General features: G+C 45.6%; 19 protein-coding genes. 8 read left to right on the forward strand and 11 right to left on the reverse strand.

Features of this window, described 5'->3' with window-relative positions; genetic code table 11:
• Positions 1 to 47 precede the first annotated feature (47 nt).
• The gene (rsmA, locus tag L0660_RS11090) at positions 48 to 854 is read right to left on the reverse strand and encodes a 16S rRNA (adenine(1518)-N(6)/adenine(1519)-N(6))-dimethyltransferase RsmA (protein WP_235159523.1); all 807 of its coding nucleotides are present in this window, start codon (positions 852 to 854) and stop codon (positions 48 to 50) included.
• 81 nt (positions 855 to 935) lie between these two features.
• Here rsmA and L0660_RS11095 point away from each other — a divergent pair, with 81 nt between their 5' ends.
• Together L0660_RS11095 and L0660_RS11100 are read left to right on the forward strand one after the other, a co-directional pair.
• Positions 936 to 4550, forward strand: coding sequence for a PAS domain S-box protein (locus L0660_RS11095; protein ID WP_235159524.1), 3615 nt, complete (start codon positions 936 to 938; stop codon positions 4548 to 4550).
• Between the two features lie 135 nt (positions 4551 to 4685).
• A complete protein-coding gene (locus L0660_RS11100; protein WP_235159525.1) occupies positions 4686 to 7559 on the forward strand; it encodes a TonB-dependent receptor domain-containing protein in 2874 nt (957 codons plus the stop codon).
• Between the two features lie 93 nt (positions 7560 to 7652).
• On the opposite strand, the gene L0660_RS11105 is transcribed toward L0660_RS11100, so the two are convergent.
• The 4 genes from L0660_RS11105 to L0660_RS11120 all read right to left on the reverse strand — a co-directional run bounded on the left by L0660_RS11105 (position 7653) and on the right by L0660_RS11120 (position 12140).
• On the reverse strand, positions 7653 to 8285 hold the full coding sequence (locus L0660_RS11105; RefSeq protein WP_233796931.1) for a LysM domain-containing protein: 633 nt from the start codon (positions 8283 to 8285) through the stop codon (positions 7653 to 7655).
• A gap of 59 nt (positions 8286 to 8344) precedes the next feature.
• Positions 8345 to 8836, reverse strand: coding sequence for a 5-(carboxyamino)imidazole ribonucleotide mutase (gene purE / locus L0660_RS11110; protein ID WP_026631626.1), 492 nt, complete (start codon positions 8834 to 8836; stop codon positions 8345 to 8347).
• A 14-nt stretch (positions 8837 to 8850) separates the two neighbouring features.
• Entirely contained in the window at positions 8851 to 9981 is a 1131-nt protein-coding gene (locus L0660_RS11115) for a 5-(carboxyamino)imidazole ribonucleotide synthase (protein WP_255703523.1), read from the reverse strand.
• A gap of 98 nt (positions 9982 to 10079) precedes the next feature.
• On the reverse strand, positions 10080 to 12140 hold the full coding sequence (locus L0660_RS11120) for a BatA domain-containing protein (protein ID WP_235159527.1): 2061 nt from the start codon (positions 12138 to 12140) through the stop codon (positions 10080 to 10082).
• A gap of 234 nt (positions 12141 to 12374) precedes the next feature.
• On the opposite strand from L0660_RS11120, the gene L0660_RS11125 reads away from it, so the two are divergent.
• Positions 12375 to 12884, forward strand: coding sequence for a YcxB family protein (locus L0660_RS11125; RefSeq protein ID WP_235159528.1), 510 nt, complete (start codon positions 12375 to 12377; stop codon positions 12882 to 12884).
• A gap of 55 nt (positions 12885 to 12939) precedes the next feature.
• Here L0660_RS11125 and L0660_RS11130 read toward each other — a convergent pair whose 3' ends face one another.
• Positions 12940 to 13560, reverse strand: coding sequence for a DUF1684 domain-containing protein (locus L0660_RS11130; RefSeq protein ID WP_233796925.1), 621 nt, complete (start codon positions 13558 to 13560; stop codon positions 12940 to 12942).
• A gap of 83 nt (positions 13561 to 13643) precedes the next feature.
• On the reverse strand, positions 13644 to 14195 hold the full coding sequence (locus L0660_RS11135) for a hypothetical protein (protein WP_235159529.1): 552 nt from the start codon (positions 14193 to 14195) through the stop codon (positions 13644 to 13646).
• 273 nt (positions 14196 to 14468) lie between these two features.
• On the opposite strand from L0660_RS11135, the gene L0660_RS11140 reads away from it, so the two are divergent.
• Positions 14469 to 14891, forward strand: a complete 423-nt coding sequence (locus L0660_RS11140; protein WP_233796923.1) for an OsmC family protein — start codon at positions 14469 to 14471, stop codon at positions 14889 to 14891.
• A gap of 65 nt (positions 14892 to 14956) precedes the next feature.
• On the opposite strand, the gene hemW is transcribed toward L0660_RS11140, so the two are convergent.
• Together hemW and L0660_RS11150 are read right to left on the reverse strand one after the other, a co-directional pair.
• Complete coding sequence (hemW, locus tag L0660_RS11145) at positions 14957 to 16081, reverse strand: radical SAM family heme chaperone HemW (RefSeq protein ID WP_235159530.1); 1125 nt, start codon at positions 16079 to 16081, stop codon at positions 14957 to 14959.
• Positions 16081 to 18153, reverse strand: a complete 2073-nt coding sequence (locus L0660_RS11150) for a TonB-dependent receptor (protein WP_235159531.1) — start codon at positions 18151 to 18153, stop codon at positions 16081 to 16083. The genes hemW and L0660_RS11150 overlap by 1 nt, the downstream gene beginning before the upstream one ends.
• Positions 18154 to 18393: 240 nt before the next feature.
• Here L0660_RS11150 and L0660_RS11155 point away from each other — a divergent pair, with 240 nt between their 5' ends.
• The gene (locus L0660_RS11155) at positions 18394 to 18852 is read left to right on the forward strand and encodes a hypothetical protein (protein ID WP_235159532.1); all 459 of its coding nucleotides are present in this window, start codon (positions 18394 to 18396) and stop codon (positions 18850 to 18852) included.
• Positions 18853 to 18920: 68 nt separating this feature from the next.
• Here L0660_RS11155 and ctlX read toward each other — a convergent pair whose 3' ends face one another.
• Together ctlX and L0660_RS11165 are read right to left on the reverse strand one after the other, a co-directional pair.
• Entirely contained in the window at positions 18921 to 19877 is a 957-nt protein-coding gene (ctlX, locus tag L0660_RS11160; protein WP_235159533.1) for a citrulline utilization hydrolase CtlX, read from the reverse strand.
• A 64-nt stretch (positions 19878 to 19941) separates the two neighbouring features.
• Positions 19942 to 21402 carry an arginine deiminase family protein gene (locus tag L0660_RS11165; RefSeq protein ID WP_235159534.1) on the reverse strand — a complete coding sequence of 487 codons (1461 nt, stop codon included), beginning with the start codon at positions 21400 to 21402 and terminating at the stop codon, positions 19942 to 19944.
• A 258-nt stretch (positions 21403 to 21660) separates the two neighbouring features.
• Between L0660_RS11165 and sufC the strand changes: the two genes are divergently transcribed.
• The 3 genes from sufC (at position 21661) to L0660_RS11180 (ending at position 25110) form a co-directional block, all read left to right on the forward strand.
• Entirely contained in the window at positions 21661 to 22419 is a 759-nt protein-coding gene (gene sufC / locus L0660_RS11170) for a Fe-S cluster assembly ATPase SufC (protein ID WP_235159535.1), read from the forward strand.
• A gap of 60 nt (positions 22420 to 22479) precedes the next feature.
• A complete protein-coding gene (sufD, locus tag L0660_RS11175; RefSeq protein WP_235159536.1) occupies positions 22480 to 23799 on the forward strand; it encodes a Fe-S cluster assembly protein SufD in 1320 nt (439 codons plus the stop codon).
• Positions 23800 to 23883: 84 nt separating this feature from the next.
• Positions 23884 to 25110 (forward strand): cysteine desulfurase, encoded by a 1227-nt coding sequence (locus L0660_RS11180; RefSeq protein ID WP_235159537.1) that lies wholly within the window; start codon positions 23884 to 23886, stop codon positions 25108 to 25110.

Below are 25110 nucleotides of genomic sequence, written 5' to 3' on the forward strand. Positions count from 1 at the left end.
TTAGCAGAATGGCTCCTAGCTACATTATATACTATCAAAAGGCATTTTCAGATTTGCGGCTGCAAATCTTGGGCAAGTCTGGTCAGCTCCACGAACTGCGCTACGCTCAGCTGCTCCGCCCGTTTGGTCAGCAGTGGATTTTCAGGAAATTCACCGATGGGTTTCAATGCATTGCGGAGTGTTTTTCTTCTTTGATTAAAAGCCGTTTTCACAACTCTGAAAAACATTTTTTCATCACAATCCAATGCTGCGACCGCATTCCTGCGCAAACGTATCACGCCGGACTGCACTTTGGGAGGCGGATCAAATGCACCCGGAGGCACGGAAACCAGGTAATCTATGTCATAAAATGCCTGCAATAGAACGCTTAATATACCATAATCCTTATTTCCCGGAGGCGATGCAATGCGCATAGCCACTTCTTTTTGCAGCATACAAACGATCTCGGGGATCTGATCGCGGATTTGTAATGCACGGAAAAAAATCTGAGAGGAAATGTTGTAAGGAAAGTTGCCAATGATGGCGAAAGGTTCTGAAAAGTAATCGGCCGGATTGAATTTCAGAAAGTCGCCTTCTATGATCCTGGGCGTGAGGTCTTCGTAATGTTTCTTCAAATAGGCAACAGATTCGGTGTCGATTTCAATCACGTGTGTGCTGAATGCATCTTTTGTGATCAGAAACTGGGTGAGGACGCCCATCCCGGGGCCAATCTCTAAAACCGAGCTGTAACCGTTATGTCGGGAGAGTCCGTCGACGATCCGCTGAGCAATATTTAAGTCTTTCAGAAAGTGCTGGCCCAAATGCTTTTTGGCCCTTACTTTGGAATCGTCGCGCTTTTTATAATTTGTTTTCACGAACCAAAATTACGGCTTAATTCGTAGATTTATCGAATAAAGAATAGGAAGGAATCTTAAAAGTGCGATTATCAACTTACTATGGAATTGATCTTGTCCCAGACCGATTGGCAGACTATACACGCTACACTTCAGCATCTCAACCTGATTGGAATTACCTTTTCTCCGGACTTCATCATCCGTAATATCAGTGCGCATGCTTTGATGAAAACAGGATGGCAGGAGTCGGACCTGGTGGGACACAGCATTTTTGACAGACTCATTCCTAAGGAAGAAGAACATGAAATCCGGCAGATGCTGGAAGAAGGCATTCAGGGAAAAAGGAAATTGGAACAGAGAGAAGTGCCTTTTCTAGCTCAAAAAGGAACATTAAGGACGTTTTCAATCAACAGCGTGCTCATGCACAGCGAGCACGACGAGGTGGAATGTGTGACATTGGTTGGTGATGACATTACCCGCCGCCGCCGAATGGAATCATCCATTGCCAAATCCAACTCGCAGTTGCAGGATTTGGTGGACAACACCAGCGATCTGATCCAGCTGGTTGCGATTGACGGGAAATTTATATTTGTAAACAAAGCCTGGCGCGAAGTGCTGGGTTACGGGCTCGACGAAATTGCGTCCATGCGGATGGAAGACATTCTGCATCCGCAGCATAAAGAGCAGGCACTGGCGCAGCTGAAACTGATCGAGCAAGGCTATTCCAATCCAAATTTTGAAACGGTTTTCCTCAGTAGGGAGGGCAAAAAGGTCTTTGTGGCAGGAAGTGTCAATTGCCGTTTTGATAATGGTAAACCAACTGCTTTCCGCTGTATTTTAAATGATTATACTGAAAAGATAAGGGCTGAAAAGGCGCAGAACCTGTATTATAGCATCGCCAACTGGACTGTTAACACACAGAATCTGGACGATTTTTACCACAGCATCCATGAAGAACTCGGTAAGATCATTGACGTAAAAAACTTTTTCATCGCACTCTACGATCCAAGCAAAAGCTACATTTATTTCCCTTATTATATCGACCAATATTTTAAAGGGAATGTAAAATTTACAAAAAGGAAGCTGGGTAATGGTTTGACGGAATATGCGATTGCGTCTAACAAGCCGCTGTTTCTGTCTGGTGAAAAAGTCGAAGAACTGGCTAAAACAAACAGTTTGCACCTATACGGCGTAACGCCAAAATTGCTCCTGTGCGTGCCCTTGCGCGTAGGCGACCGCGTCACGGGGATCATTGGTGTAAAGTCCTATGATGATCCTAACATGTTCGATGCGAGGGATTTGGAGTTACTCGAATTCATTTCAGGGCAGGTCGCGATGGCGATTGCCCGGAAGCAGAATGAAGAAGAGCTGAGCAAATATCTGGCACGTCTGAACGCGATTTTTGACAGCAGTTCTCACCTGATCTGGTCGGTTAACAAATCTTTGCAGCTAACTTCATTCAACAGGAATTACGCAGATCTTATTCAGAATCAGCTTGGTATAAGGCCTTCATTGCAGTCCAGTGCGGAGAAGTTCGGCTGGCGAATGGTGGGTAACAGCAATCGCAGGACGCTGGAAACAAAATACAGGCAGGCTTTAAAAGGCGAGCCGCAATATTTTGAATTTAAAATAGACCGGAAAGGCGATGGCGAAATGTGGCTCGAATTTTACCTTAACCCCATTCATTATGCGGACGGCGTAATTGAGGAGGTTTCTGGCATCGCACGCGACATTACGCGGCGTAAAGAGGCTGAGCTGTCACTGCGGCATAGTGAGGAGCTTTTCCGGGGGATTTTTGAAAATCTGCAAGATATTTATTGTCGGATTAACCGCCTGGGTGAGATTACCATGATCAGCCAATCTGTGTTAAAAAGGCTTGGTTACCTGCCGGGCGAAGCGATCGGACACAAGATCATCGAATTTTTCCCGGATAAAAAACGGATACATTCAGCGTTGATCCGGTTGAGGCGGAGCAAAAGCCTTCGCAACTTCGAGATCTCGCTTTACCGCAAAGACGGCACCGAAAGGCAGTTTATGATTAACATGCTGATGTTTACCAACGACAAAGGCAAGCCAACCGAAATTGCTGTGCTGGCGCGTGACATTACCGAATTGAAGCGTAACGAGCAGGAATTACTGAAAGCGAAAGAACATGCAGAGCGGTCATTAAAGGTGAAAGAAGGATTTTTGGCCAATATGAGCCACGAAATCCGGACGCCGATGAATGGTGTGATCGGAATGATCGACTTGCTGGGCGAGACGCCGCTGAATGTGGAGCAAAAGGATTACGTGCTGACAATCAAGCGCTCATCGGAAACATTACTGAACATTCTGAATGACATTCTGGATCTTTCCAAAATCGAGGCCGGAAAGATGGAATTGCACGAGGCGCCGATCGCGACGGAAGAGTTGTTGCTGAAATTGGTTTCGCTTTTCGGACAAACTGCTAAGAGTAAAGGAAATACGCTCACCTATCACATTGCCCCCGACATTCCGAAGTTCATCATTGCGGATCAAACCAGATTATTGCAGATCTTGTCGAACCTGACTTCCAATGCATTGAAGTTCACCGAACACGGGGCAGTTACTGTGTTCCTGACATTGGTTAAGAAGGACGGATTGTTTCATAAAATAAAAGTTGAGGTTCAGGATTCGGGCATAGGGATCAGTCCGATGGACCGGCAGATCCTGTTCACCTCATTTACACAGCTCGATAACTCTTCCCGTAAATCTTTTGGCGGAACGGGTCTTGGATTGGCCATTTCCAAGCAGTTGTGTGAGTTAATGCATGGGGAAATTGGTGTGGAATCGACCGTGGGAGAGGGGAGCACATTTTGGTTTACATTTGAAACAAAAGAAACTTCCATCGCTCAGGCTAGCACCATTGTGCAGATGGAGGAAACGCCGATTGAGAATGTTTTCACAGACTATCATCCGACCATTCTGCTGGTGGACGACAATGCGGTAAACCGGAAAGTAGCGAACGAAATCCTGAAAAAATCGGGTTGCTACGTGGATCTGGCAGAGAGCGGGTTTAAGGCGATTGAAATGGTGGAAGCGAAAAGGAAAGTTTCGGATGTGAGCTACGACATTATATTCATGGATATCCAAATGCCCGATATGGATGGCGTGGAGACTTCCCAGGAGTTGAAAAAGCGTTTCCCGGACACTATGCCGCCGATTGTGGCCATGACAGCCTATTCCATGAAGGAGGACCGTGACCGGTTTATGAGCCAGGGCATGGACGATTACATTGCCAAACCCATTCGCGCGCAAACATTGATCCTCAAAGTGAAGGATTTGCTGAGTAATGTGGAGAGCCGCAAACTGGAATCCAAACAGCGCGAAATTGCACAGGAAGTGGTGTTGCCGGTCTTGGACAAAGAAATCATCGATCAGCTGAACGGCATTGGCGGCCCGGATCTCGTATGGTCTGTGTTTGAAGATTTTGTTACAGAATCGAATGAGCTGGTTGCGGGTGCTTTGGAGGCATATGTCAGTGGGGACATTAAAACGGTGAAAAGTAATTTGCATACATTAAAAGGAAGCGGCGGAACTGTGGGCGTGGCACAGGTTGCTGAAATAGCGCGCGACGCGGAATGGCGGTTGAAATCGGATGATACGAGCACGCTTGGCGAGGCGCTTCCGAAGTTGGAAAAAGCCTATCAAAAATTCCTGGATGCGTATGAAGGGCTTTTGAAGGACTGGTTGAAGTGAAATTTCTCGTCGGGTAAATCCCGACGTTGATCTATAAGTGTGGTGGTTTTATCGATTGTAGGGGTTTATTGCTGAGTCTGATTAAACTATAATCAAAAAGGAGGCTCTAAAATGCAATTAACCTTTACAGAAACCATGAAAAAATTCGCATCCCTACTCTCGCTGCTGATATTATTTTCCCTCTCAGCATTTGCACAAGACCCAACCGGCCGGATCACCGGCGTGGTGAAAGACAGTGTTACCAACGAGCCGGTTGTGGGCGCATATGTTGCAGTAAGCAGGAACCTGCCCGATGCGAAACCTGAGTATGTAACAACTGATATAGACGGTAAGTTTTCATTCAGTGGTCTCGCCAAGCAAGCTGTTTACCTTGTGAAGGTTTCCTATCTGAGTTATAAAGATGCTTCCCGCACAGTCACAGTGCAGGATGATACGCAGGATGTCGGCACATTTCAGTTAAGCGAAGCCGTTGCCAATTTGAAGGAAATCAAGGTCGTAGGGCAAGTTACTGCGGTGCAGCAAAAAGGCGACACGACCCAGTTCAATGCTGCTGCCTATAAAACAAACCCTGACGCAACTTCCGAAGACCTCATCCAGAAAATGCCCGGAATAACGGTAGCTAACGGAACGGTAACGGCTAATGGTGAGACAGTTAACAGGGTTTTGGTGGATGGTAAGCCATTTTTTGGGGAAGATGCTGCACTAACATTGAAATCGCTTCCTGCCGAGATCGTCGATAAGATCGAAGTTTTCGACAAACTGAGCGATCAGGCGCAATTCACAGGATTCGACGATGGTAACGGCCAAAAAACCATCAACATCGTCACCAAAGCCGATCGCAAAATGGGCCAGTTTGGTAAGGTTTTCGCTGGGTATGGGCTCGATAACCGTTATCAGGCGGGCGGAAATGTGAGTTTTTTCAAAGGCGATCAGCGTATATCGGTGATTGGGCTGAGCAATAACATTAATATGCAAAACTTTTCAAGCCAGGATCTGATCGGTGTTTCCGGTGGAGGGGGCGGGGGAAGAGGCGGTTCGGGAGGCGGCTCTGCGGGTAATTTCCTGGTTGGTAACCAAAGCGGGATTACCGGAACAAATTCTTTCGGATTGAACTATGCCAACAAGTTTGGGAAAAAAGTGGATGTTACCGGAAGCTATTTTTTCAACCGCACGGGTAACAGCAATTTGCAGAGCATGCAGCAACGCTTCATTTTGCCTGGTGATACGGATTCTACGGATCAGATTTACAATGAAAACAGCCGTACGAACAACACCAACGCAAACCATAGACTTAATTTTAGAATTGAATACAACATTAATAAGAACAACTCGCTGATCGTTACACCGCGATTGAGCTTTCAGGACAACAATTCCGCTAGCACAAAGGCCGGACTCAACACGCTGAACGGCCTGCGGATCAACAGCCTGGATAACAGCCAGCGTAATGCAACCAATGCGTACAACTTCAATAATGACGTTTTGTTTCGCCATTCATTTGAAAAGAAGGGCCGGACTCTTTCTGTGAATCTGAACACGCAGCTGAATGATCGCAACGGACTCGGTAATCTGTATTCCAAAACCATGTTTTTCGACAGTCTGGGCCTGGCGGCAAGAGGGGATACACTGGATCAGGAAAGTTATACCTATTCCAACGGCCTGACATTAGGCGGAAACCTGATCTACACCGAGCCTATCGGGAAAAACAGCCAGTTACAGTTTAACTACGGTCTGACGGTGAGCAACAGCGATTCGAAAAAAGAAACTTACAACATGAGTTTCGATGAAAACACTTATTCGGATCTTGATTCGCTGCTTTCCAATACATTTGACAATCGTTACGTGACCAACCGGGCAGGAATCGGCTATCGTTATCGCAAAAACAGCTGGTCAGCGAACTTTGGGCTGGATTTCCAAAATACCGGCTTGTACAGTCAGCAATTGGCGCCTGTTAATGCCAAAGTGGATCAGTCATTTACCAATCTGCTGCCCAATTTCATGTTGAGTTACAGATCGAAAACCGGCACGCAGTTCCGTACATTTTTCAGAAGTTCAACAAACCAGCCATCGATTTCCCAGTTGCAGAATGTGATCGATAATAGTAACCCGCTCGCCTTAACCGCTGGAAACCCGGATCTGAAACAGGAATATCGCAACAGTTTTAATATTCGCTATTCGCTGGCCGGCGCAGAGCGTCCGTACAACCTGAATGCAATGGTTTTTGTAACCCAAACCAATAACGCAATTGTAAACTCAACATTGATTGCGCAGGAGCCAACCAAAATCGTCGACGGAATTATTCTGGAACGCGGAGCGAAATTTACAAAGCCTGTGAATGTGGACGGAAGCTGGAATGCACGAACTTTTCTCGCTTATGGAAAGCCAATTGCGCCATTAAAACTGAATGTAAACCTGACTACCGGCTTCAACTATGTGCGTTCCCCTGGCTTGATCAACAACATTTCCAATTACTCCAACACCTACGCGGTTTCGCAGGGTTTGGTTGTCAGCAGCAATGTCAGTGAGAACCTCGATTTCACAGTTTCTTATTCAGGAAACTACAATATGGTCCGCAATACGATCCAGCCGAATTTGAACAATAATTATTATACGCAGGGCATTACCGGACGTGTGAACTGGATTTTTGGAAAAGGGTTTGTTGTGCAAAGTGATGTGAGCAACCAGTCGTACCGGGGTTTGGGAGAAGGTTATAACCGAAACTTCACATTGTGGAATGCCAGCATTGGGAAGAAATTCCTGAAAAACAATGCCGGCGAACTGAAACTAACGGTTTTTGACATCTTGAAACAAAACAACAGCATTACCCGGAACGTGACGGAAACCTACGTGCAGGATGTTACCAATCGCGTTTTGACCCAATATGCAATGCTGACTTTCACTTACACGCTGAGAAACTTCGGAAAAGCGCCGGCTCCGCAAAACAACCGCCGCAGAGATTTTGAAAGCGGTGATATGCCTGGTGGTGGAAGAGGAGCAAGAGGTGGTTTTTGAGCTGGAAAGTGCTTAAATCAAATATCAATGCCAAAAAAGCGCCCGGAACGAAGAGTCGTCCCGGGCGCTTTTATATGTCTTCATTTTCAGAATCTATTTTCTGGACGGAAAAGGAATGATGAGTTTTTCACCTCTTTCGGAGAAATCTCTGGTTCTACCATTCGCTTTCATGATTGCTTCTTTGGTAACGCCATATTTGCCTGCTACCACCCTTAAAACATCGCCCGGACCCACAGTATGCACGGCCTGAACTTGAATTTTGAGCTTGGTAACGTCCGACTTCAACTCGGGAGTGGAAGCATTCAGTCCCTTTAATGTTTCCGTTTTCAAATTATAGCGAGATGCAATGCTTGAAAAAGTTTCACCGCCTTTCACTGTATGCGTAATTTGCTCTCCACCAACTGAGGACGCCGAAATCGCAGGCGTCGTTTCTTTTGGAGTCTCTTTCGGTTGGTCTTTCGCTGCCGACGGCTTTTCCGAGGCCGGTGTTTCTAATGCTTCGGCGGGCTCGTCGGTTATCGGCTCGCCTACACTGGGTTCTTCAAGCGTTGAGTCCACAACGACCGAAGTAAGCTCTTCGGAATTGGAGGAACTGTCGGAAATGTATTCATACCCCACGTACAACATTGCTAATACCAAAAGAACCAACACAAACAGGGTAACAATAGGAAGGTTGGACTTTTCGGTCGGACGGACATTTCTTTTCTTAGGGAATTCGTCTTCCATAGCCGGTAATCGAGGTTTTTTGTGGTGCTAATTAATTTTACGAAAATACTAAAGACCTTCTAACTTCCAAGGTGATTTCTCAATTCCTCATTCATGACCGCGACTTTTTCTTTTAGGCCTTCCTTGAATGCATCAAGCCTTTTTCCGACCTCCGGATCGCTCGCTCCGATGATTTGAGCCGCCAGAATTCCAGCGTTTCTCGCCCCATCAAGTGCCACCGTTGCCACCGGCACACCCGAAGGCATTTGTAAGATGGAAAGCACTGAATCCCAGCCATCTATCGAATTGCTGGACAAAACCGGGACGCCGATAACAGGCAGTGAAGTGAGTGAGGCAACCATGCCCGGCAAGTGCGCCGCGCCGCCTGCACCAGCGATAATAACTTGTAACCCGCGACTTCTGGCCGATGACGCGTATTCCAGCATGCGTTCGGGCGTACGGTGTGCCGAGACGATCTCCATTTCGAAAGCGATCCCAAGCTCGGAAAGTGCATCAGCTGCCTGCTGCATGATTTTCCGGTCTGATAAGCTTCCCATTATGATTCCAACCATTACTAAACGAAAGATTACTTACTAATTACTCTGATATTTTTTTTAACAAAATCAACCTTTCTCTTTAAAGACGCGATATCGGCATCCATAATGGTAATATGGCCCATTTTTCTAAATGATTTTGTAATGGCCTTCCAGTAAAGGAACGGGAATACCTGTTCAGTAGCCAACAATTTCTCCATTCCTTCATAAATAGCCGGACCTTCGTAGCCTTCTTCACCCAGCAAGTTGACCATTGCGGATGGCCCATAGGCTTGCGTGCTGCCCAGCGGTAAGTCCAGAATGGCCCGCCAGTGCTGCTCGTATTGTGAAGTCGCATTGGCGCGGATGGTGTGGTGGCCACTGTTATGCGGCCTTGGCGCCACTTCATTGATCAGGATCTCGCCGTCGGCAGTCATAAAAAGCTCCACAGCAAGCAGCCCAACGATCTGGAAAGCTTCTGCCGTTTTTCTGGCAATTTCCTGCGCTTTTTCGTCTATGGATTTTTCAATTTCTGCTGGTGCAAAAAGATATTCAACCAGGTTTAGTTCCGGATGAAAAACCATTTCCACGGTCGGGAATGTTGTGATTTCTCCTTGTACATTCCGCGCCACGATTACGGCCAGTTCCTTCTCAAAGGGCACTGCCTTTTCCAAAAGTCCGGGCTGTTCGAAAGCCTTTTCAATGTCTGCTTCGGAAGTAAGCCGCTGCACCCCGCGGCCATCGTAACCATCTTTTCCCAGCTTATGAAATGCGGGTAAAAAGGATGCATTTTTATAAACATCCTCCCGGTTTTCTGTCAATATAAAATCGGCAGTTGGGAGGTTATGATCTTTGTAAAACTGCTTTTGGACCCGTTTATCCTGGATTTGTCGGATAACAGAGGGTTGCGGGAAGATTTTCTTGCCTTCCTTTTCCAGAGCTTCCAAAGCCTGGACATTGACCTTTTCAATTTCTATTGTAATGACATCCAGGTCTTTGCCGAAATTATAAACCGTGTCATAATCCTGTAACGAGCCTTGCTGAAAGTGAGGGGCAATTTGTTTGCATGGGGCCTCTGCGTCGGGATCGAGGACGTGAATGTCCAGATTCCAGTCCACAGCGGCTTGTAAAAGCATAAGTCCTAGTTGGCCGCCGCCAAGAATTCCTATTCGCGATGAAAGCATTTAATGTTCCGGTAGTGTCACACAAAATTGGTGTAAAAACCGATAACATAAAACTCAACCGAAATCTTTTGACAAGAATTATGCTTTGGTTTAAGCAATCATTTCAAAAACCGGATCAAGGCTACCTCTACTAAGAGGAAGAAAAGGGCTCCGTATAGGAAATATTTCCAGAGGTTGGTTCCCATGTTTTGTTGCTGGAAGGCTGTGGAGAATGCGTCGTCGTCGATGCGGTCGAAAATCTGGACGTTTTTTTGTCCGGCGAAAATTGTTCTGAGCTCATCGGGAGAATAGTATTGCAGTTTTGACTCTGCATTGTTGTGGTTCAATGCGATGATCTGTTCTACTTTGTTGTCTTTTACTAATTCAAAATATCCCGCATCCAATCCCTCTCCAAGCTGATCGCCCTGGGGGATTTCAAGTAAAAGCTGATTTCCTGCGATCCGCTGCACAGGAATGACTTCTTTCTGGTTTCTTCTCAATTTATAAACCGTATTTGGCTGCGCTTTCTCAACATTTAATGTTATCGGATTCTCATCAAACTTGAAAGATGTACGCTGTGCGCGGACGCTTGATGCTGCGATTTTATACATGATAGGCACAAAAATGGCGTGCTGCGCAATGTTGCCGTATTCCGGATTTAAGGGTGCAGCAAAGAGGTAAGCCTTGCCCGTACCGGAAGTAACCTGGTTCAGATACGTCTGTCCGTTGCGCAATGCCAGCACCATTTGCCCTGCATTGGCCCAGCTCCACACAGGCGATGCGGAGGGCAGATTAAGGTTCAGTTCCTGCCGGACGGATTCTTCAAAAACATCGCTGAAAAACGGATTGTTACGATCGGGCGCTGCAAGTGCAACCGGTGCAGGTTGCGCATTCTGGGTGCCGGACAAACCATTAATGCCGATCCGCGACAAAAAGCCGCTGTAATTTTCAGTATTAGGTGCGGCGGGAGGGATTATTGTAACACTTCCGCCATTTCGGATGAGCTCCTGCAAATCCTGGGGTAGGGAACCGGATAATGAGGTAACGCCTTCTAAAACAACAAGATCTGTGTTTTTTATCAATCCCGGATCAACGTTACTGGCGCTGTAACTCTGCAAAGAAAAGAGGCTGTCGTTGGCGTAGACGTTTTCGATGTAGTTACCAGCAGACTTCTGCCCGTAAATGTGCAAAACTCGGATCAACGGCGAAGCATTGAGCACGAAATAATAGTTGTTATCAAATGTAACCGGGAAATCGTCAAATGTGATCTGCCCTTTTTTATAGCCTTTTCCTTTTAGGTTAAAATTGAATTTGGCGGTTGCGCTGCCGTTGGCAGGAACATTTACGGACGCCGTAGAAGCCTGCATATTATCCAGACTCAGCTTCAAAACAACATTGCGGGCCGCTTCTGATCCGGAATTGCTGACCTTAACGAAGAGAATGTTGTTCTGCAACTCGCGGATAAAAGGCGTGTTAAGCCAGGCAGAATCCACAAAAACATTCTTCTCCGCCGCAGCCTGAACGGGCACCAGGAACAGCTGATTTGTCGTATCGGCTTTCAATCCTGAAAGATTTCCGGAAGTGCTTTTTTGAAAGTCAGAAAACCAGAAAAGCTGATTTTTGCCCGCCTGCTGATGCCGGGACATTAGGTTTTCCTGGCGCTTGTAGACCTGCTCAAATGTGCGTGGTGTATTGGATAACCCGATGGTTGTCAGCCTGTCGCGTAATTTTTCGGACGCGTATAAGCCCTGCTCCTGGGCTGAAAAATCGTTGGTAACCAGTTGGAGAGAAGTCGCGTTCCTGAAAAGCCCCAGTAACTCGCTCAAACGCGCGGTGGCAATGTCCAGATAGCGTTTGTTATTAAGCTCGCTTTCCATGCTTAGCGAGTTGTCGAGATAGAGGCTGGTAATGCCTTTGCGGTCTACCGAAACATTGTTTTGAGCAGGCAGAAACGGCTGGGCAAATGCCAGCGCAAGGCATATGATTGCCAAAATCCGCGCCGCAAGCACCAGCCAATGCTTCACCTGTCTTACCGAACGCGTTTTTGTATCTACTGCCTTTAAAAATGCAACGTTGGTAAAATAGACCTTTTTTGTACGACGGAAATTGAAAATATGAATCGCAATTGGAACCGAAACAGCCAGAAGACCCCACAAAAATGATGGAAAAAGGAAACCCATTTAGTTATGAATATTTTCGTGTTTCATGTTCAACGCAGTTAAGAAAGACAAATTACACTAAAATCTCATAACAGTTTTTTATTTCAACGGCATTCTGATATGTCGACTCCTTTTTTTCTAACTTTGCACTTCATTTTCCGACAGCATCGCGACATGCCGGGAATCCAAGAAATTGTTAATTTAAACTGAATTATGGCCAAAGTTTCGGTGAATAAACACCAACCTGTGTATCAAATGCCGACGAACCCTGCGGCGGTCCGTACAAAAAGATACGCTTTACCAACGAAGAAATACATTGCCCTTGCCATGCGTCATTTTTTCAAAACGCAGCTGAAATGGGGATTAATACCACTCGCGCTTATCCTGATCAACGCCATTTTGAACCTTACCGGCGTGTATCCTAACTTGTGGATCTACATTACCGTGTTTGTAGGGGCACTTCTTTACGTGCTTTTCTGGCTGGTGCAGTTTACAGGCATTACGCAGCTTGCGCAATACAAACCCATGTTCGAAAAATTCTCCTACGAGATTGATAATCGTCAGATACTGATGAAGTTAAACCACAAGGAGGGAAGTGTTATGAAATGGGAGCAGATCATGGACGCTTATAAGGATAAGGAAGCCTACGTGCTGGTGATTTCAAAAGGACAGTTTGTATATCTTCCTTTCAGCATTTTTACTTCTGAGCACGACATTAAAGTTTTCGAGCGGATTATGAAGCAGAAAGAATTTTTGAAAGCATAACCATTGGAATAAAAACAAAAAATCCCGGTCTGAACAGATCGGGATTTTTTTTATGCTATTTCAATTGCGCTTGCTGATGGTCTTTTCCGAACTTCTTTTCTCCGGCCGTGATCGCAATCGGCAAATGATTAGGCGCGGGCGGGATCGGGCAGTTGTAGCCGTCACTGTACGCGCAATAGGGATTGTATGCCTTATTAAAATCCAGCACCAGTTGGCCGTCTTTTATGTCTGTGGTTTTAAGATCGAGATAGCGACCGCCGCCATAGGATTCGTCGCCATTTGTTTTGTCTTTAAATGGTATGAAAAGATAGTCTTTGTATTTTGCGAGCTGCTGTAAGCTCAGGCTTCTGTAAACAGTTAATGTCTGCTTTCTGCCGTTAATCCGAAATTTCACCTTTCCATATTTTACGTACGTTTTATTAACTCCGCTGTAAGTAGGCATTTCGAAAGATTGCCCACGGCTCTTTTCGAATTTTGCGATAACCCTATACGACGAATCTGGTTCGTAAAACTGTAAAAACGGTAGATCTGCTTCTTTGAGGGGAGAGTTTGCCGAACTCAGAAATTCGTCTTTATACTTCTTTCTGAACTTGTTAGTCTCCTTCTTGAAATCCTGCGCAGTTGCCAGCGAAACTGTAATCAGCAGTAACCCGAGTGTGTTTAAAACGCTTTTCATACTTAGTAAAAGTAAATCCGGTAAAAAATTACCGGATTTTATAAAAAAATATCCAGAATGCCTACACAACTAAAATACTGTGCCTATTTCGCTGAGATCTTCCGAACTTTTGAATCATCAATGTTAAATGCTTTCACAACAGCATTGTAGTCATTGAAATCCACTGCGGCATTTCTGCGTTGCACAAAATCGGCTGGAATGATAATCACCCGGAATTCCTGATCTCTTGTATACGTGGCGGGCACTGTGGCAAGGTTAGCGGTTCCGTCCAGGAAAATGGAAAAATCCTGCACAGTGCGGTCAAAGTTGTAAGTAAGGATACCTTGGTCCAGGAATGCGGTCTGTGGCAATGGTCTGTATGCTGTGAGTGGCTGGCCGTTCACATTTTCACTTCCCCAGTTGATGTACACCAATACTGCGTCTGATTCCAGCACCTCAAAGCCCAGTTTTGCGGCTGCGAAAGTGAGGCCAAACTGATAATCTTCTGCGGCTACAAAATCCACATCTGTAAGGTCAAATGTTTTTCCGAGTGCTTCCACATCCGGCCCCGGAGGTCCTTGTGGGCCTTCCGGACCTTCGCAGCTTTGAAACAGAACAGCTACAATCAGCAGGAGAGACATTATTATCTTTTTCATGATTGAATAGATTAAGTTGAATTATGGTTTGTAATTTGGTTTTTAGATTGCTGCGCAATAATAAAGTTTAATGCCCGATTCGCCATTAACATTCCTTAACTAAAACAGTAGCCTCCGGCCGGGAATGCGCATAGTCTGGAACAGGCAAAAGTGCCCATTTATTGCACAGGATATAAATTTAATAATTTGCGTAAATCGCCGATGCTTGTTACTTTTCGATGAAACGATCCTGCAACAAGGGATTTTAATTTTAAACTTTAAAACACATTCAAGATGATCAACCGTAAAGCAACAGCCGTTTGGAAAGGAACTGGAAAAGAAGGAACCGGAACCGTAAGTACACAAAGCACTGTATTGGAAAACACGCAATATTCATTCAACACCCGTTTTGCTGAGGGTAAAGGAACGAATCCTGAGGAGTTGATCGCAGCTGCTCATGCGAGCTGTTTTGCCATGAAACTTAGCTTTGAGCTTAATGCAGCAGGTTTTACAGCCGATGAGCTAAATGCCACTGCAACTGTAACATTGGATCCGGCGAAAGGACAGGTTACAAAAAGCGCAATCGAATTGAAGGCGAAAGTACCGAGCGTTTCCGCAGATGAGTTTGCGCAAATTGCTGATAAAGCGAAAAAAGAATGCCCCATTTCACAGTTGCTGAATGCAGAAATTACATTGAACGCAGAATTGCTTTCGTAAGCAAAAGACGCGTTTTTGAGTTATCGGGCCATACGCAATGAGCGCCCGGTAACTCATTACCCATTCTACTCAATAAAAAGATCGCTGGCAATCCGGTCCGCAAAAAGCTTCCCCGAATCCGTCAGATACCAGTTGTCTGCATCTTCCCTGATCCAGTTTTTCTTCGTCATCTGTTGCAAATCGGCTGTATGGATCGATGCGAAAGTGCTGCCCGATAACAACTCCAATTTTTCCTTATTTACGCCCCACTTCGTTCGCAGGCCTGTAAGCAAATATTCATTCGTCTGATCTGCCGGCGATAACGTTTCCAACGTTATGGGAATGATCTGTTTTTGAATGGCCTCAACATAGCGCGCGTTATTTGAAACATTATACTCACGGCTTGCACCATTATAGGAATGCGCACTCGGGCCAACGCCTAAATACGGCCTTTGCTTCCAATAGGAGCTGTTATGCATGCTATAATGTCCGTTCCGGGCAAAATTCGAGATCTCGTACTGCTCATATCTGTTTTCTGCCAGGGTTTTAACAAGAAGTTCAAATTGCTGCGCTGCATATTCTTCGTCTATGGGCTTGATTTTCTTCTTTTTAAGCCAGCTTCCAAATGCAGTCTGCGGCTCGATAGTAAGGCAATAAGCTGAAATATGGGCAATGTCCATCGCAAATGCTTTTTGCATATCCTGCATCAGAATGCTGTGATCCGGTGAGGGAATTGCATAGATCAGATCGATGGAAATGTTCGTAATGCCAATTTCCTGCGCAGTTCTGACGCATATTTCACCTTCATTAGCAGAATGTATCCTGTTCAGGAATTGAAGATGGGGCTCATGGAAAGATTGTATGCCAATGCTTAGCCTGTTTATTCCCGCATTGTAAAATTGCTGCAACTTCTCCCGCTGCAAATCGTCCGGATTGGCTTCTAATGTTATCTCAGCATGGGAAGAAACCGTAAAATGCTGATTGATTGTGTCGAGCAACAAATGCAGCTCCGCCTCGTCCAGCATCGAAGGCGTTCCTCCGCCGAAGTAAATGGTTTCAATGTCTGCTTTGGGCAGATAATCTTTTCTAAGAATGATTTCATTTGCTATGGCTTCCACCACAGCCCGTTTGTTAGCGGTGTTGGTGCTGAAATGGAAGTCACAGTAATGGCAAGCTTGTCTGCAAAAAGGAATATGAAGGTATAAATGCATTATTTGGAATTTTTCTGCCACTCCCAGCCGATCTTCACACCAGCCCATAAATTGTCTTTTGGCGCACTGTTATAATAGCGATTGCCAAATGCATTCAGGTCATAACCGAGGCTGTAAATGCCAGCATTCACTTTTTCTGCGGAGGCTGAGAGCTCGCTGTAAAAATGTTGACCCCAGCTTTTCTTCCAGCTTACGCGCGCAATCCATTGATTGTAAGGTGTGTTTTCAACCGTGTTGGCATCGTTCAGGTAAAACGAACTTCCGTGCTGATAAGTTACAAATGCGGCAAAGCCATATCTGAAAAGGGCATCCAGACCGGATGTTTGTGAGAATTTTGGAATTCCCGGGATTCTCTTGCCTGTCAGATCCACATCAGCCTGCTGGAAATCTTCAAATGTGTATTTTGTTGCCGTGCCGGTATTCCATAATTTAAGCATTACCGGCAGTTTAGGGTCGGATAGGATGTCATAAGCGACAGTCCATTCCACTCCCTTCTGACGGGTTTTTCCTGCATTGATAAAGAATTCAGCGCCCGCTTCATTGGTCCTGCGAACAATGGTTTCACGTAATCCGAAATGATACAGACTGATTTCCCCGGTGATCACTTTTCCGGTTTTCCTGATCCCAAATTCGGTGTTCATTCCTTTCTCAGCCTCCAGATCCCGGCGGAAGCCACCTGCCGATGGGCGCACTTCCTGCAATGTAGGTGGCGAATAACCACCGCTATACGATGCCACAACCGCCCAGTTTTTGGCTATCACCTTGTTTGCCGCAAATCTTGGGACGAAAATGCCGTCAAACTTACGTTCCTCCTTGCTGTATGGAAGGGCGAAAAACCTTTCGTATTTGTATTTAAATGTGTTGTAACTCGCGCCGGCGCTTAATGTAAGGTCGGTAAAGAGCACCGCTTCCAGCTGGCTGAAAACAGAAAGGCTGGTTGTCCTGATGTCCTCCACTGTTTGCTGCTTGTCCGGTCTGCCGCCAATGTTGTCGTAATTGCGCTGTGCGGATTTCCCATATTGCCATTCAAATCCTGAGGTCCAGCTCGTTTTTACATTGCCGATCTGCGAGCGGTTTTGCCAGATATTCCTTCCGCCGATTCCATTCTCATCGCGTTTTTCATAATTTGAAATAAATGGATTAGCGAAGTCTGTGAACGTCAGATACAATGCATTGGATTGTGTCCAGCTGTCGGAAAGCTGTAATGTATAGTTTCCGCCGATTAAGGCAAGCTTCGTATAAATAGCAGCCTGCTGCGCCTCGCTCCCCGGCACCGTCGGGGTAGATTGTCTGGCCAGTTTCGGGTTACTCTGGTATTGTGCAAGATTAATGCCGCCCGGGGTTTCATATTTCAGGTCGGAAAACATTCCGAGGATCGATAATGTGCTGCGTTCGCCTAATCGTGAAGAAGAAGTAAAACGGAGCGCATCCCTCACCATATTGCTGTGGTTACGATATCCATCCTGCTCGCTATGACCATATTGTACTGAAATGTCGCCCACCTGAATGGTTGAATTTCTGCTTTGAAAACCGTATTTACCAAAACTTACGCTTTGCTCTATGCGGTTGGTGAAATCATTGTCTGTCTGACTTTGCAACAACACTACGCCGCCGGTCCCGGCCCCGTAAATGCTGCTTCCGGGTCCTTTAATGATCTCCATATTCTGTACAGCACCATAATCCAGCGAGTTAAGCGGCGTATTCCCGCTCGCATCCGTGAAAGGGATTCCGTTCCAATAAAATTTCACATTACGCACCCCAAATGGCGACCGGATCAGGCTCCCGCGAACCGAAAAGCGATAACTTCCTGGTGAGCGTTCTTCCATTTTGACACCGGGAACCGTGTTTACAGCATTTGCCCACGTATAAGTCGAGAATCTTTCCAGCGACCGGGATGTGATCATCCCCACAGTTGCGGTGGTCGTTAACGGATTGGTTTTGGATTCAAATGCATTGACGGTCACTTCTTCCAGCTGCCGTGCGTTCAGCGAATCGCTTTGCGCAACGGACTTTCCCGGATTAGTAAAAATAAGAGTCGAAAATAAAAGGCTGGGAATATAAAATTGGCGCATGTTGAGTTGAAAGGCTATCAATAAAATACAAATCTGATTATTAAAAGGAATACTAGCAAGCGTTATACCAACCTTAACCTTTTGAAGAAACACAAGGTTCTTGCCAAACGGTTAGGACTGTGAGCATAAAATTCTACAACCCATAGGCTCAATCGCGTATAGTGGTCTGGTAAGATTTTTGATATGTAATTTTTGGAATGGACGATCATTCTTTTTTCAAATAATTTAAAACACCCAATTATGAAAAAGATCACCTTAATGGTTGCTGCAATGATGACCATGGGCATGCTGAGCCTAACCAGCTGTTCCGAAAAAACAAAAGACTCTGCTAACGAGACCGTTGAAGAGGCAAAAGAAGATATGGATGATAATGTAGCTGAAGCAAAATCGGATATCAAAGAAGCAGGCAATGATTTCGAGGCGAAAGTGAAAGAGGATAAAGAATCGTTGAAAGCAGATATAGATGAGGCTGTTGCGAAATTAGACAAGAAGATAGAAGACGCGGACGCTAAAATGGAAAAAGCCACTGACAAGGAAAAAGCGAAGTGGAGAGACCGCAAGAAAGAACTAAACGAAGAAAAAGAGGATTTGCAAGCTTCCTGGAAAGATGCTCAGAACGAAACTGCTGACAAATGGGATGCATTTAAAGCAGAAACAAAAGAAAAAATCGCAAAAGCGAAAGCCGATATTAGGGATTAATTGTTTTTATGAGGGTTACGAATTACAAAAATGCTCCCGTTGAGGAGCATTTTTGTTTTATAGTGAATTCATTTTCTGGGAAGATGGATTTCCGTCATCATACATCGCGCCGAACCTCCGCCGTTGCCCTCAATTACACCAAGATCGGTATGTAAAATACGTGCATAATCGCTCAATGCCTGCCGCTGGTGGCTGGTAAGCGAATCGTAGGCTTGCGTGGACATGATCAAAAACTTGTCTTGCTTCGTATTGCGCACCATCAGCATGTTCCCTGCAAAATGCCGCACCTGGTCAAATGATATTTCGATGATGTATTTTTTTGTTTCTTCAAGCGCAGCCCGTACCATCTGCCTCTCGTCCGGATTTTTGATGGCTTCCAGGCAAACCACCGCAAACACATCACCTACGCACATGATCACATTGGTGTGATACACAGGTTTGTCATTTTCATCCGAAGCCGAAAATGCAACAATTTCGTATCCCAGTGCATCCGCAAAGGCCTCCAAAACCTCCGGATGCGTGCGAGGCGACAGGCAGGCATAAGCAATTTTATAACGGCGGTCCAGCACCATGCTGCCAGTCCCTTCGAGAAATTTTCCCTGCTCTTCGAAATAAGAAAGGTCTACGATTTCTTCAATTTTAAAATCTTCCCTTAATCGCTCGATAATGTCCAGTCTGCGTTCCGCGCGGCGGTTTTCGGCCATCATTGGGTACAGGACCACTTTTCCGCTCTGGTGAAAAGAAACCCAGTTGTTGGAAAAAACAGCGTCTGGCCTCAGAATGTCCTCATTATCATCAAAAATATGGAGATCGATGCCCGCTTTTTTAAGCTGATCGATCATCAGGTCAAATTCTTCCTTTGCCAGGTCGCCGGCGGTTTCGTGTGTGTTTTGCGCAAATGCTTTTTGCTGAAACTCGTTACTTTCCGCAGTTTCTGCATTAAAACCAAATTGAACCGGCCTGATCATCATGATCCGGGAGGTCGATTGAGGCTGGATCTGGGCGGATGAAGTGATTACGCGCATAGGAGTGTTGGGAATGAATGTCTACTGCAATTTACAACCGAAACGCCGCGATTACAATATAAATTTACCGGGTCGCGCTGCGCAAAATGGGCATACTCATGCAATGCGAGCCGCCCCGTGCACGTGAAAGTTCAGCGGATGGAAGCGTGATGAAAGTATCTGTCAAGGTTTCCACCGACAGCTCATCGTCTTCCAGTTTTTGTATCAAATCCTTAGCACTGATCACCTGATAACCGTGCTTCCGGAATGCATCCAGTGTTTTATCATTTCTGTCGTAACCCACAACAACGCCGTCTTTTAATGCTAACAGATTGCAGGAATCCGTCCATTGCTCTCGCTCGCCGTAAGGGAATTCGTTATCGCCCGAATAAATGAATCTGACAGGTTCCGTGACACCCAGATCATTGACGCTGATTGATGCAAGCAGATCTTCCAGGTTTTCTATTTCAGTCGGATTGTGTTCCTCGCCTTTTACAAATTGCAAAATCCTGAATTCCTTATTTGTATCCTGCGGGCCAAAAAAATGAAGCACATCCTGCTTCTTAGCCTCGTCTCCCAGGCGCGCCAACGAACCAAGAAGCACCCAGACATTTTTTTTGACTTGCGTAAAAATCGTGTCAATGTGCATGTAGTCCCTTTTTTTAGGGATTTTGACAATGGTTATTTTCGTGACAACTTCCTTTTCGAACAACAATTTCATTACCTGTTGCGCGGCATAAAGCGAAGTCCGTTCACTGGAACCGATCACCAAATGGTTAGGCGCCACCATCATTACATCGCCGCCTTCGAGCGTGCAGCGGTGGTAATCGCTCGCTTTCTCATCATCCGGCAGCAAAAAGTGACGTTCGTTTTCGGGTATTTCAATGATGCGGCTTCTAATGTCGGCAAACATCGGGTGATAAAAGAAAACAAACTGCGCCAGTATCGATTCCCTTGTCCTTGCATTTTTAGCTGGTTTGTTCAGCAAAATATGATCATTGATCACAATGCCTATGTCCCGCATGAAGATGAGGTTGGGCAGTGGGGCAAAAAGCATTCGTTTATCGGAGTAGGAGCCGGAAATGAAGATTTTGGCTAGCTCGTGCGGATCATATTGATTGAGTTCTTCCTGCGTATGGTAGGAACAACGTTCAATGCCACAAATCGCCGCTGTAAGTTTGACTCGAACTTCACCATTTTCCAGAATTTCCCCCAGCAGTTTTTGAATGTCAACCACACAGTCGGAATTGAAGTATTTTTCGGAACCGGGGATAAAAAAGGAGCGGGTAGGGTCACTGTCAATGTCGGCCAGCCTGCCCTTGATTTTTTCCGGGTCGAGGAAGTAGAGCAGCAGTTTTACATAGTAGTCATATTCGCCCCGCCGCATGGTGTCCAGGTGGACAATATCTTCAAAAAGCCAGTCCTGCGCTTTGCTGGGCACCACTTTGCCGAGGCCGCGGTCGGGGCTGTGGATCAGGAGGCGTTTTAATGTGCCGGTTTCGGAAGCCACGTTGATGGCCGTGCCGGCGATGATTTCTGTATGCATAAATGATTTAGTGACGTGTGTTGTTCGCAAAGTAAATGTTTCTTTTCCAATTAAAAACCTGCTTACAGCGTATGTGCTTACAGGCAGGGTTTTAACATTAGAAATATGCAAATCCGGGGAACAAGGCGGTCTTTAGAAAGGTTGTACATTATATGCAGGATATAACTGCACCCAATTACCGCTATTTTCTTTTACGCCCAAAGCGTGTTACTTTTGCGGTAAATTTACCACGAACTGTATTTTAAGTATAAATAAGTTATGCTCTCTATTAATGACTTGCGTGCCTCAATTGAAGGTAAGGAAATATTAAAAGGCATCAACCTGGAAGTTAAGCCAGGTGAAGTGCATGCGATTATGGGGCCTAATGGGTCTGGTAAAAGCACTTTAGCATCTGTTCTGGCTGGAAGAGATGAATATGAAGTTACTGGCGGTTCGGTAGTTTTTGACGGAAAAGATATCCTTGAAATGGCGCCTGAGCACAGAGCTGCAGAAGGTATTTTTCTTGCATTCCAATATCCAGTTGAAATTCCTGGTGTTACCACCATCAATTTCCTGAAAACTGCTGTAAACGAAATCCGTAAATATAGAGGTGAAAGCCCGCTGGACGCTGCACAATTCCTTAAAATGGTGCGTGAAAAGGCGAAATTGGTAAGCATGAACGATTCGTTACTGAAACGTGCTTTGAATGAAGGATTTTCGGGTGGTGAGAAAAAACGCAACGAAATCTTCCAAATGGCCGTGCTTGAACCAAAACTCGCTATCCTCGACGAAACCGATTCTGGTTTGGACATTGATGCATTGCGCATTGTTTCAGAAGGAGTTAATTCATTGCGTTCTCCTGAGCGTGCAACCATTGTGGTTACGCACTATCAGCGTCTTCTGGACTACATTGTTCCTGATTATGTACACGTGCTTTACAGAGGCAGGATTGTGAAATCCGGTCCTAAGGAGCTGGCGCTGGAATTGGAAGAAAAAGGTTACGACTGGATTAAAGCGGAAGTAGAAGCCGTTGGTTAAGAATACATTAGGGATTATACCTGAGCACTCTTAACATTTAAAGTAACAACTGATACATCAATGAGTACCGAAACAATAGATTTAAAAACCAGGCTGGTCGCGGATTTTCATGCCCGCGAGTCCGTAATGAATGGGGAGGCTTCATCGGCTTTTCACCAGAAAAAACGAGCAGCACTGGCTGAATTCGATAAGTTGGGTTTCCCGACAACCAGAAACGAAGAGTGGAAATATTCCAATGTAAAGGATCTGATCAGCGTTTCTTATAATTTTAATGCAGGCAGCTCGCTTGAACTGGCTGATCTGGAAGATTTGAAGATTCCGGCACAGGATGCGAACATTATCTATTTTGTAAACGGACATTATAACGCCGAGCTGTCCCGCATCATTTCATCGCAGGATCAGATCATGATCAGCTCACTTTCGGAAGCTTATAAAAGCAATCCTGCTTTGGTCAATTCTTACTTTAATGAGTTGGTAAAAGACCAGGACGATGCTTTTACTGCGCTGAACACGGCTTTTGCGCAGGACGGCATTTTCATTCACATTGCTGATAATAAAGTAGTTGAACACCCGGTAATCCTGCGCTTCCTGAGTGATGCGAGAACCGAACATGTGGGTAGCCAGCCGAGGAACATTATTTCTGTTGGTCGCAATGCACAAGTGAAGCTTGCCGAAGCGTTCCGGACTTTGGGAACGCAGCGCTCTTTTACAAATGCAGTTACAGAAATCTACGTTGCAGAGGACGCGAATGTTGAATATTATAAAGTTCAGAACGAAAGCGATAATGCTTATCATATCGGCACAACGCAGGTTCGGATGCTTGACCGCTCGCACTTTTACGCGGGAACGGTTACGCTCAACGGGCGTTTTACCCGTAACAACCTGAACATAATCCTGGATGGGGAGCGTTGCGATGCGCATATGTACGGTCTTTATTTTCCGGACGGGACGCAGCACGTTGATAACCATACAGTTGCAGATCACCGCAAGCCCAATTCTGAAAGCAATGAATTGTACAAAGGGATTTTGAGGGATAAGTCAAAAGGTGTTTTCAACGGAAAAATATTTGTTCGTGAAGATGCACAAAAGACCAATGCTTTTCAATCCTGTAAGAACATTGTGCTTTCAACAGAAGCCACGATGAACACGAAGCCGCAGCTTGAAATTTTTGCTGACGACGTGAAATGTTCACACGGAACCACAACCGGGCAGATTGATGAGGAAGCATTATTTTACATGCGTTCACGCGGCATTTCCAGACCAGAAGCAATGGCGTTGTTAATGTTTGCTTTTTGCGCTGACGTCGTTTCGCAGATCAAAATTGACTCGGTCCGTGAATATCTTGAAAACGTAATTGCTCAGAAACTAGCGTCAAAATAATCGTCTGACATTACTCAGGCATCATCTTATTGCTACCCAACCTGTCATTATTGGGTTGGGTATTTTTCTTAAATACCTGTCATAATGAGCAACAATCTTGATATAGCATCCATCAGAAGTGACTTTCCGATCCTGAATGAAATCGTGAACGGAAAGCAGCTGGTTTACTTTGATAATGCGGCAACAACGCAGAAACCGCGTCTGGTTTTGGATGCGCTGTCGGGTTACTATGAGCATTATAATGCCAACATTCACAGGGGAATCCATCATTTAGCCGAGAAGGCAACGTCTGCATTTGAGTTGTCGCGCCGCCGCTTGCAGACATTTCTGAACGCACCGCTTCCTGAGGAAATTATCTTTACTTACGGAACCACAGACGGGATTAATCTCGTGGCATCGAGTTACGGCCGCACGTTCCTGAAAGCCGGTGATGAAGTGATCATTTCAACCATGGAACACCATTCCAACATTGTTCCGTGGCAAATGCTATGTGAAGAAAAAGGCTGCATATTAAAGGTTATTCCGATTAATGATGAGGGTGAATTGTTGATGGATGAATATGAGAAATTGCTGACGGAGCGGACAAAATTTGTGTCTGTCGTGCATGTTTCTAATTCGCTGGGGACTATTAACCCTGTCAAGGAGATCATAGCCAAGGCGCATGCTGTTGGCGCGAAAGTGCTGCTGGATGGCGCGCAGGCGAGCTCGCATTTGCATTTGGATGTTCAGGACCTGGATTGCGACTTCTATTCATTATCCCTGCACAAAATCTACGGCCCGACCGGAATGGGGATTTTGTATGGCAAAAAAGAGTTGCTGGATGCCATGCCTCCTTATCGCGGTGGAGGGGAAATGATTAAGGAAGTGACTTTTGAGAAAACAACATATAATGAGCTGCCGTACAAGTTCGAAGCAGGAACGCCTAACATAGCAGACGTTGTGGCCGCGAAGTATGCGTTGGATTATGTGGATACATTGGGCAAATCCAATATTGCAGCGCACGAACATAAGTTGCTGGAATACGCAACGGAGGCTGTAAAGGACATTCAAGGACTGAGGGTTATCGGTCGGGCAAAGGAGAAAGTGAGTGTGCTTTCTTTCGTCATTGATGGCATTCATCACCAGGATATGGGCGTGTTGCTGGACCAGCAGGGCATAGCAGTTCGCACAGGGCACCATTGCACCCAGCCACTCATGCGCCGCTTCAATATTACCGGAACCACCCGCGCCTCATTTGCTGTTTATAACACGATAGAAGAAATCGATCTTTTGATACAGGGCTTGCACAAAGTGAAAAGAATGCTCGGATAA

This window comes from Dyadobacter sp. CY351, from assembly GCF_021502625.1.
In the GTDB taxonomy this organism is placed as follows: Bacteria; Bacteroidota; Bacteroidia; order Cytophagales; family Spirosomataceae; genus Dyadobacter; species Dyadobacter chenhuakuii.

Excerpts from the sequence above, each read along its gene's own strand:
- L0660_RS11095 (WP_235159524.1), top strand. The coding sequence starts at position 936 with ATGGAATTGATCTTGTCCCAGACCGATTGGCAGACTATACACGCTACA.
- L0660_RS11100 (WP_235159525.1), top strand. The coding sequence starts at position 4,686 with ATGAAAAAATTCGCATCCCTACTCTCGCTGCTGATATTATTTTCCCTC.
- L0660_RS11105 (WP_233796931.1), bottom strand. The coding sequence starts at position 8,285 with ATGGAAGACGAATTCCCTAAGAAAAGAAATGTCCGTCCGACCGAAAAG.
- purE (WP_026631626.1), bottom strand. The coding sequence starts at position 8,836 with ATGGTTGGAATCATAATGGGAAGCTTATCAGACCGGAAAATCATGCAG.
- L0660_RS11115 (WP_255703523.1), bottom strand. The coding sequence starts at position 9,981 with ATGCTTTCATCGCGAATAGGAATTCTTGGCGGCGGCCAACTAGGACTT.
- L0660_RS11120 (WP_235159527.1), bottom strand. The coding sequence starts at position 12,140 with ATGGGTTTCCTTTTTCCATCATTTTTGTGGGGTCTTCTGGCTGTTTCG.
- L0660_RS11125 (WP_235159528.1), top strand. The coding sequence starts at position 12,375 with ATGCCGACGAACCCTGCGGCGGTCCGTACAAAAAGATACGCTTTACCA.
- L0660_RS11130 (WP_233796925.1), bottom strand. The coding sequence starts at position 13,560 with ATGAAAAGCGTTTTAAACACACTCGGGTTACTGCTGATTACAGTTTCG.
- L0660_RS11135 (WP_235159529.1), bottom strand. The coding sequence starts at position 14,195 with ATGAAAAAGATAATAATGTCTCTCCTGCTGATTGTAGCTGTTCTGTTT.
- L0660_RS11140 (WP_233796923.1), top strand. The coding sequence starts at position 14,469 with ATGATCAACCGTAAAGCAACAGCCGTTTGGAAAGGAACTGGAAAAGAA.
- hemW (WP_235159530.1), bottom strand. The coding sequence starts at position 16,081 with ATGCATTTATACCTTCATATTCCTTTTTGCAGACAAGCTTGCCATTAC.
- L0660_RS11150 (WP_235159531.1), bottom strand. The coding sequence starts at position 18,153 with ATGCGCCAATTTTATATTCCCAGCCTTTTATTTTCGACTCTTATTTTT.
- L0660_RS11155 (WP_235159532.1), top strand. The coding sequence starts at position 18,394 with ATGAAAAAGATCACCTTAATGGTTGCTGCAATGATGACCATGGGCATG.
- ctlX (WP_235159533.1), bottom strand. The coding sequence starts at position 19,877 with ATGCGCGTAATCACTTCATCCGCCCAGATCCAGCCTCAATCGACCTCC.
- L0660_RS11165 (WP_235159534.1), bottom strand. The coding sequence starts at position 21,402 with ATGCATACAGAAATCATCGCCGGCACGGCCATCAACGTGGCTTCCGAA.
- sufC (WP_235159535.1), top strand. The coding sequence starts at position 21,661 with ATGCTCTCTATTAATGACTTGCGTGCCTCAATTGAAGGTAAGGAAATA.
- sufD (WP_235159536.1), top strand. The coding sequence starts at position 22,480 with ATGAGTACCGAAACAATAGATTTAAAAACCAGGCTGGTCGCGGATTTT.
- L0660_RS11180 (WP_235159537.1), top strand. The coding sequence starts at position 23,884 with ATGAGCAACAATCTTGATATAGCATCCATCAGAAGTGACTTTCCGATC.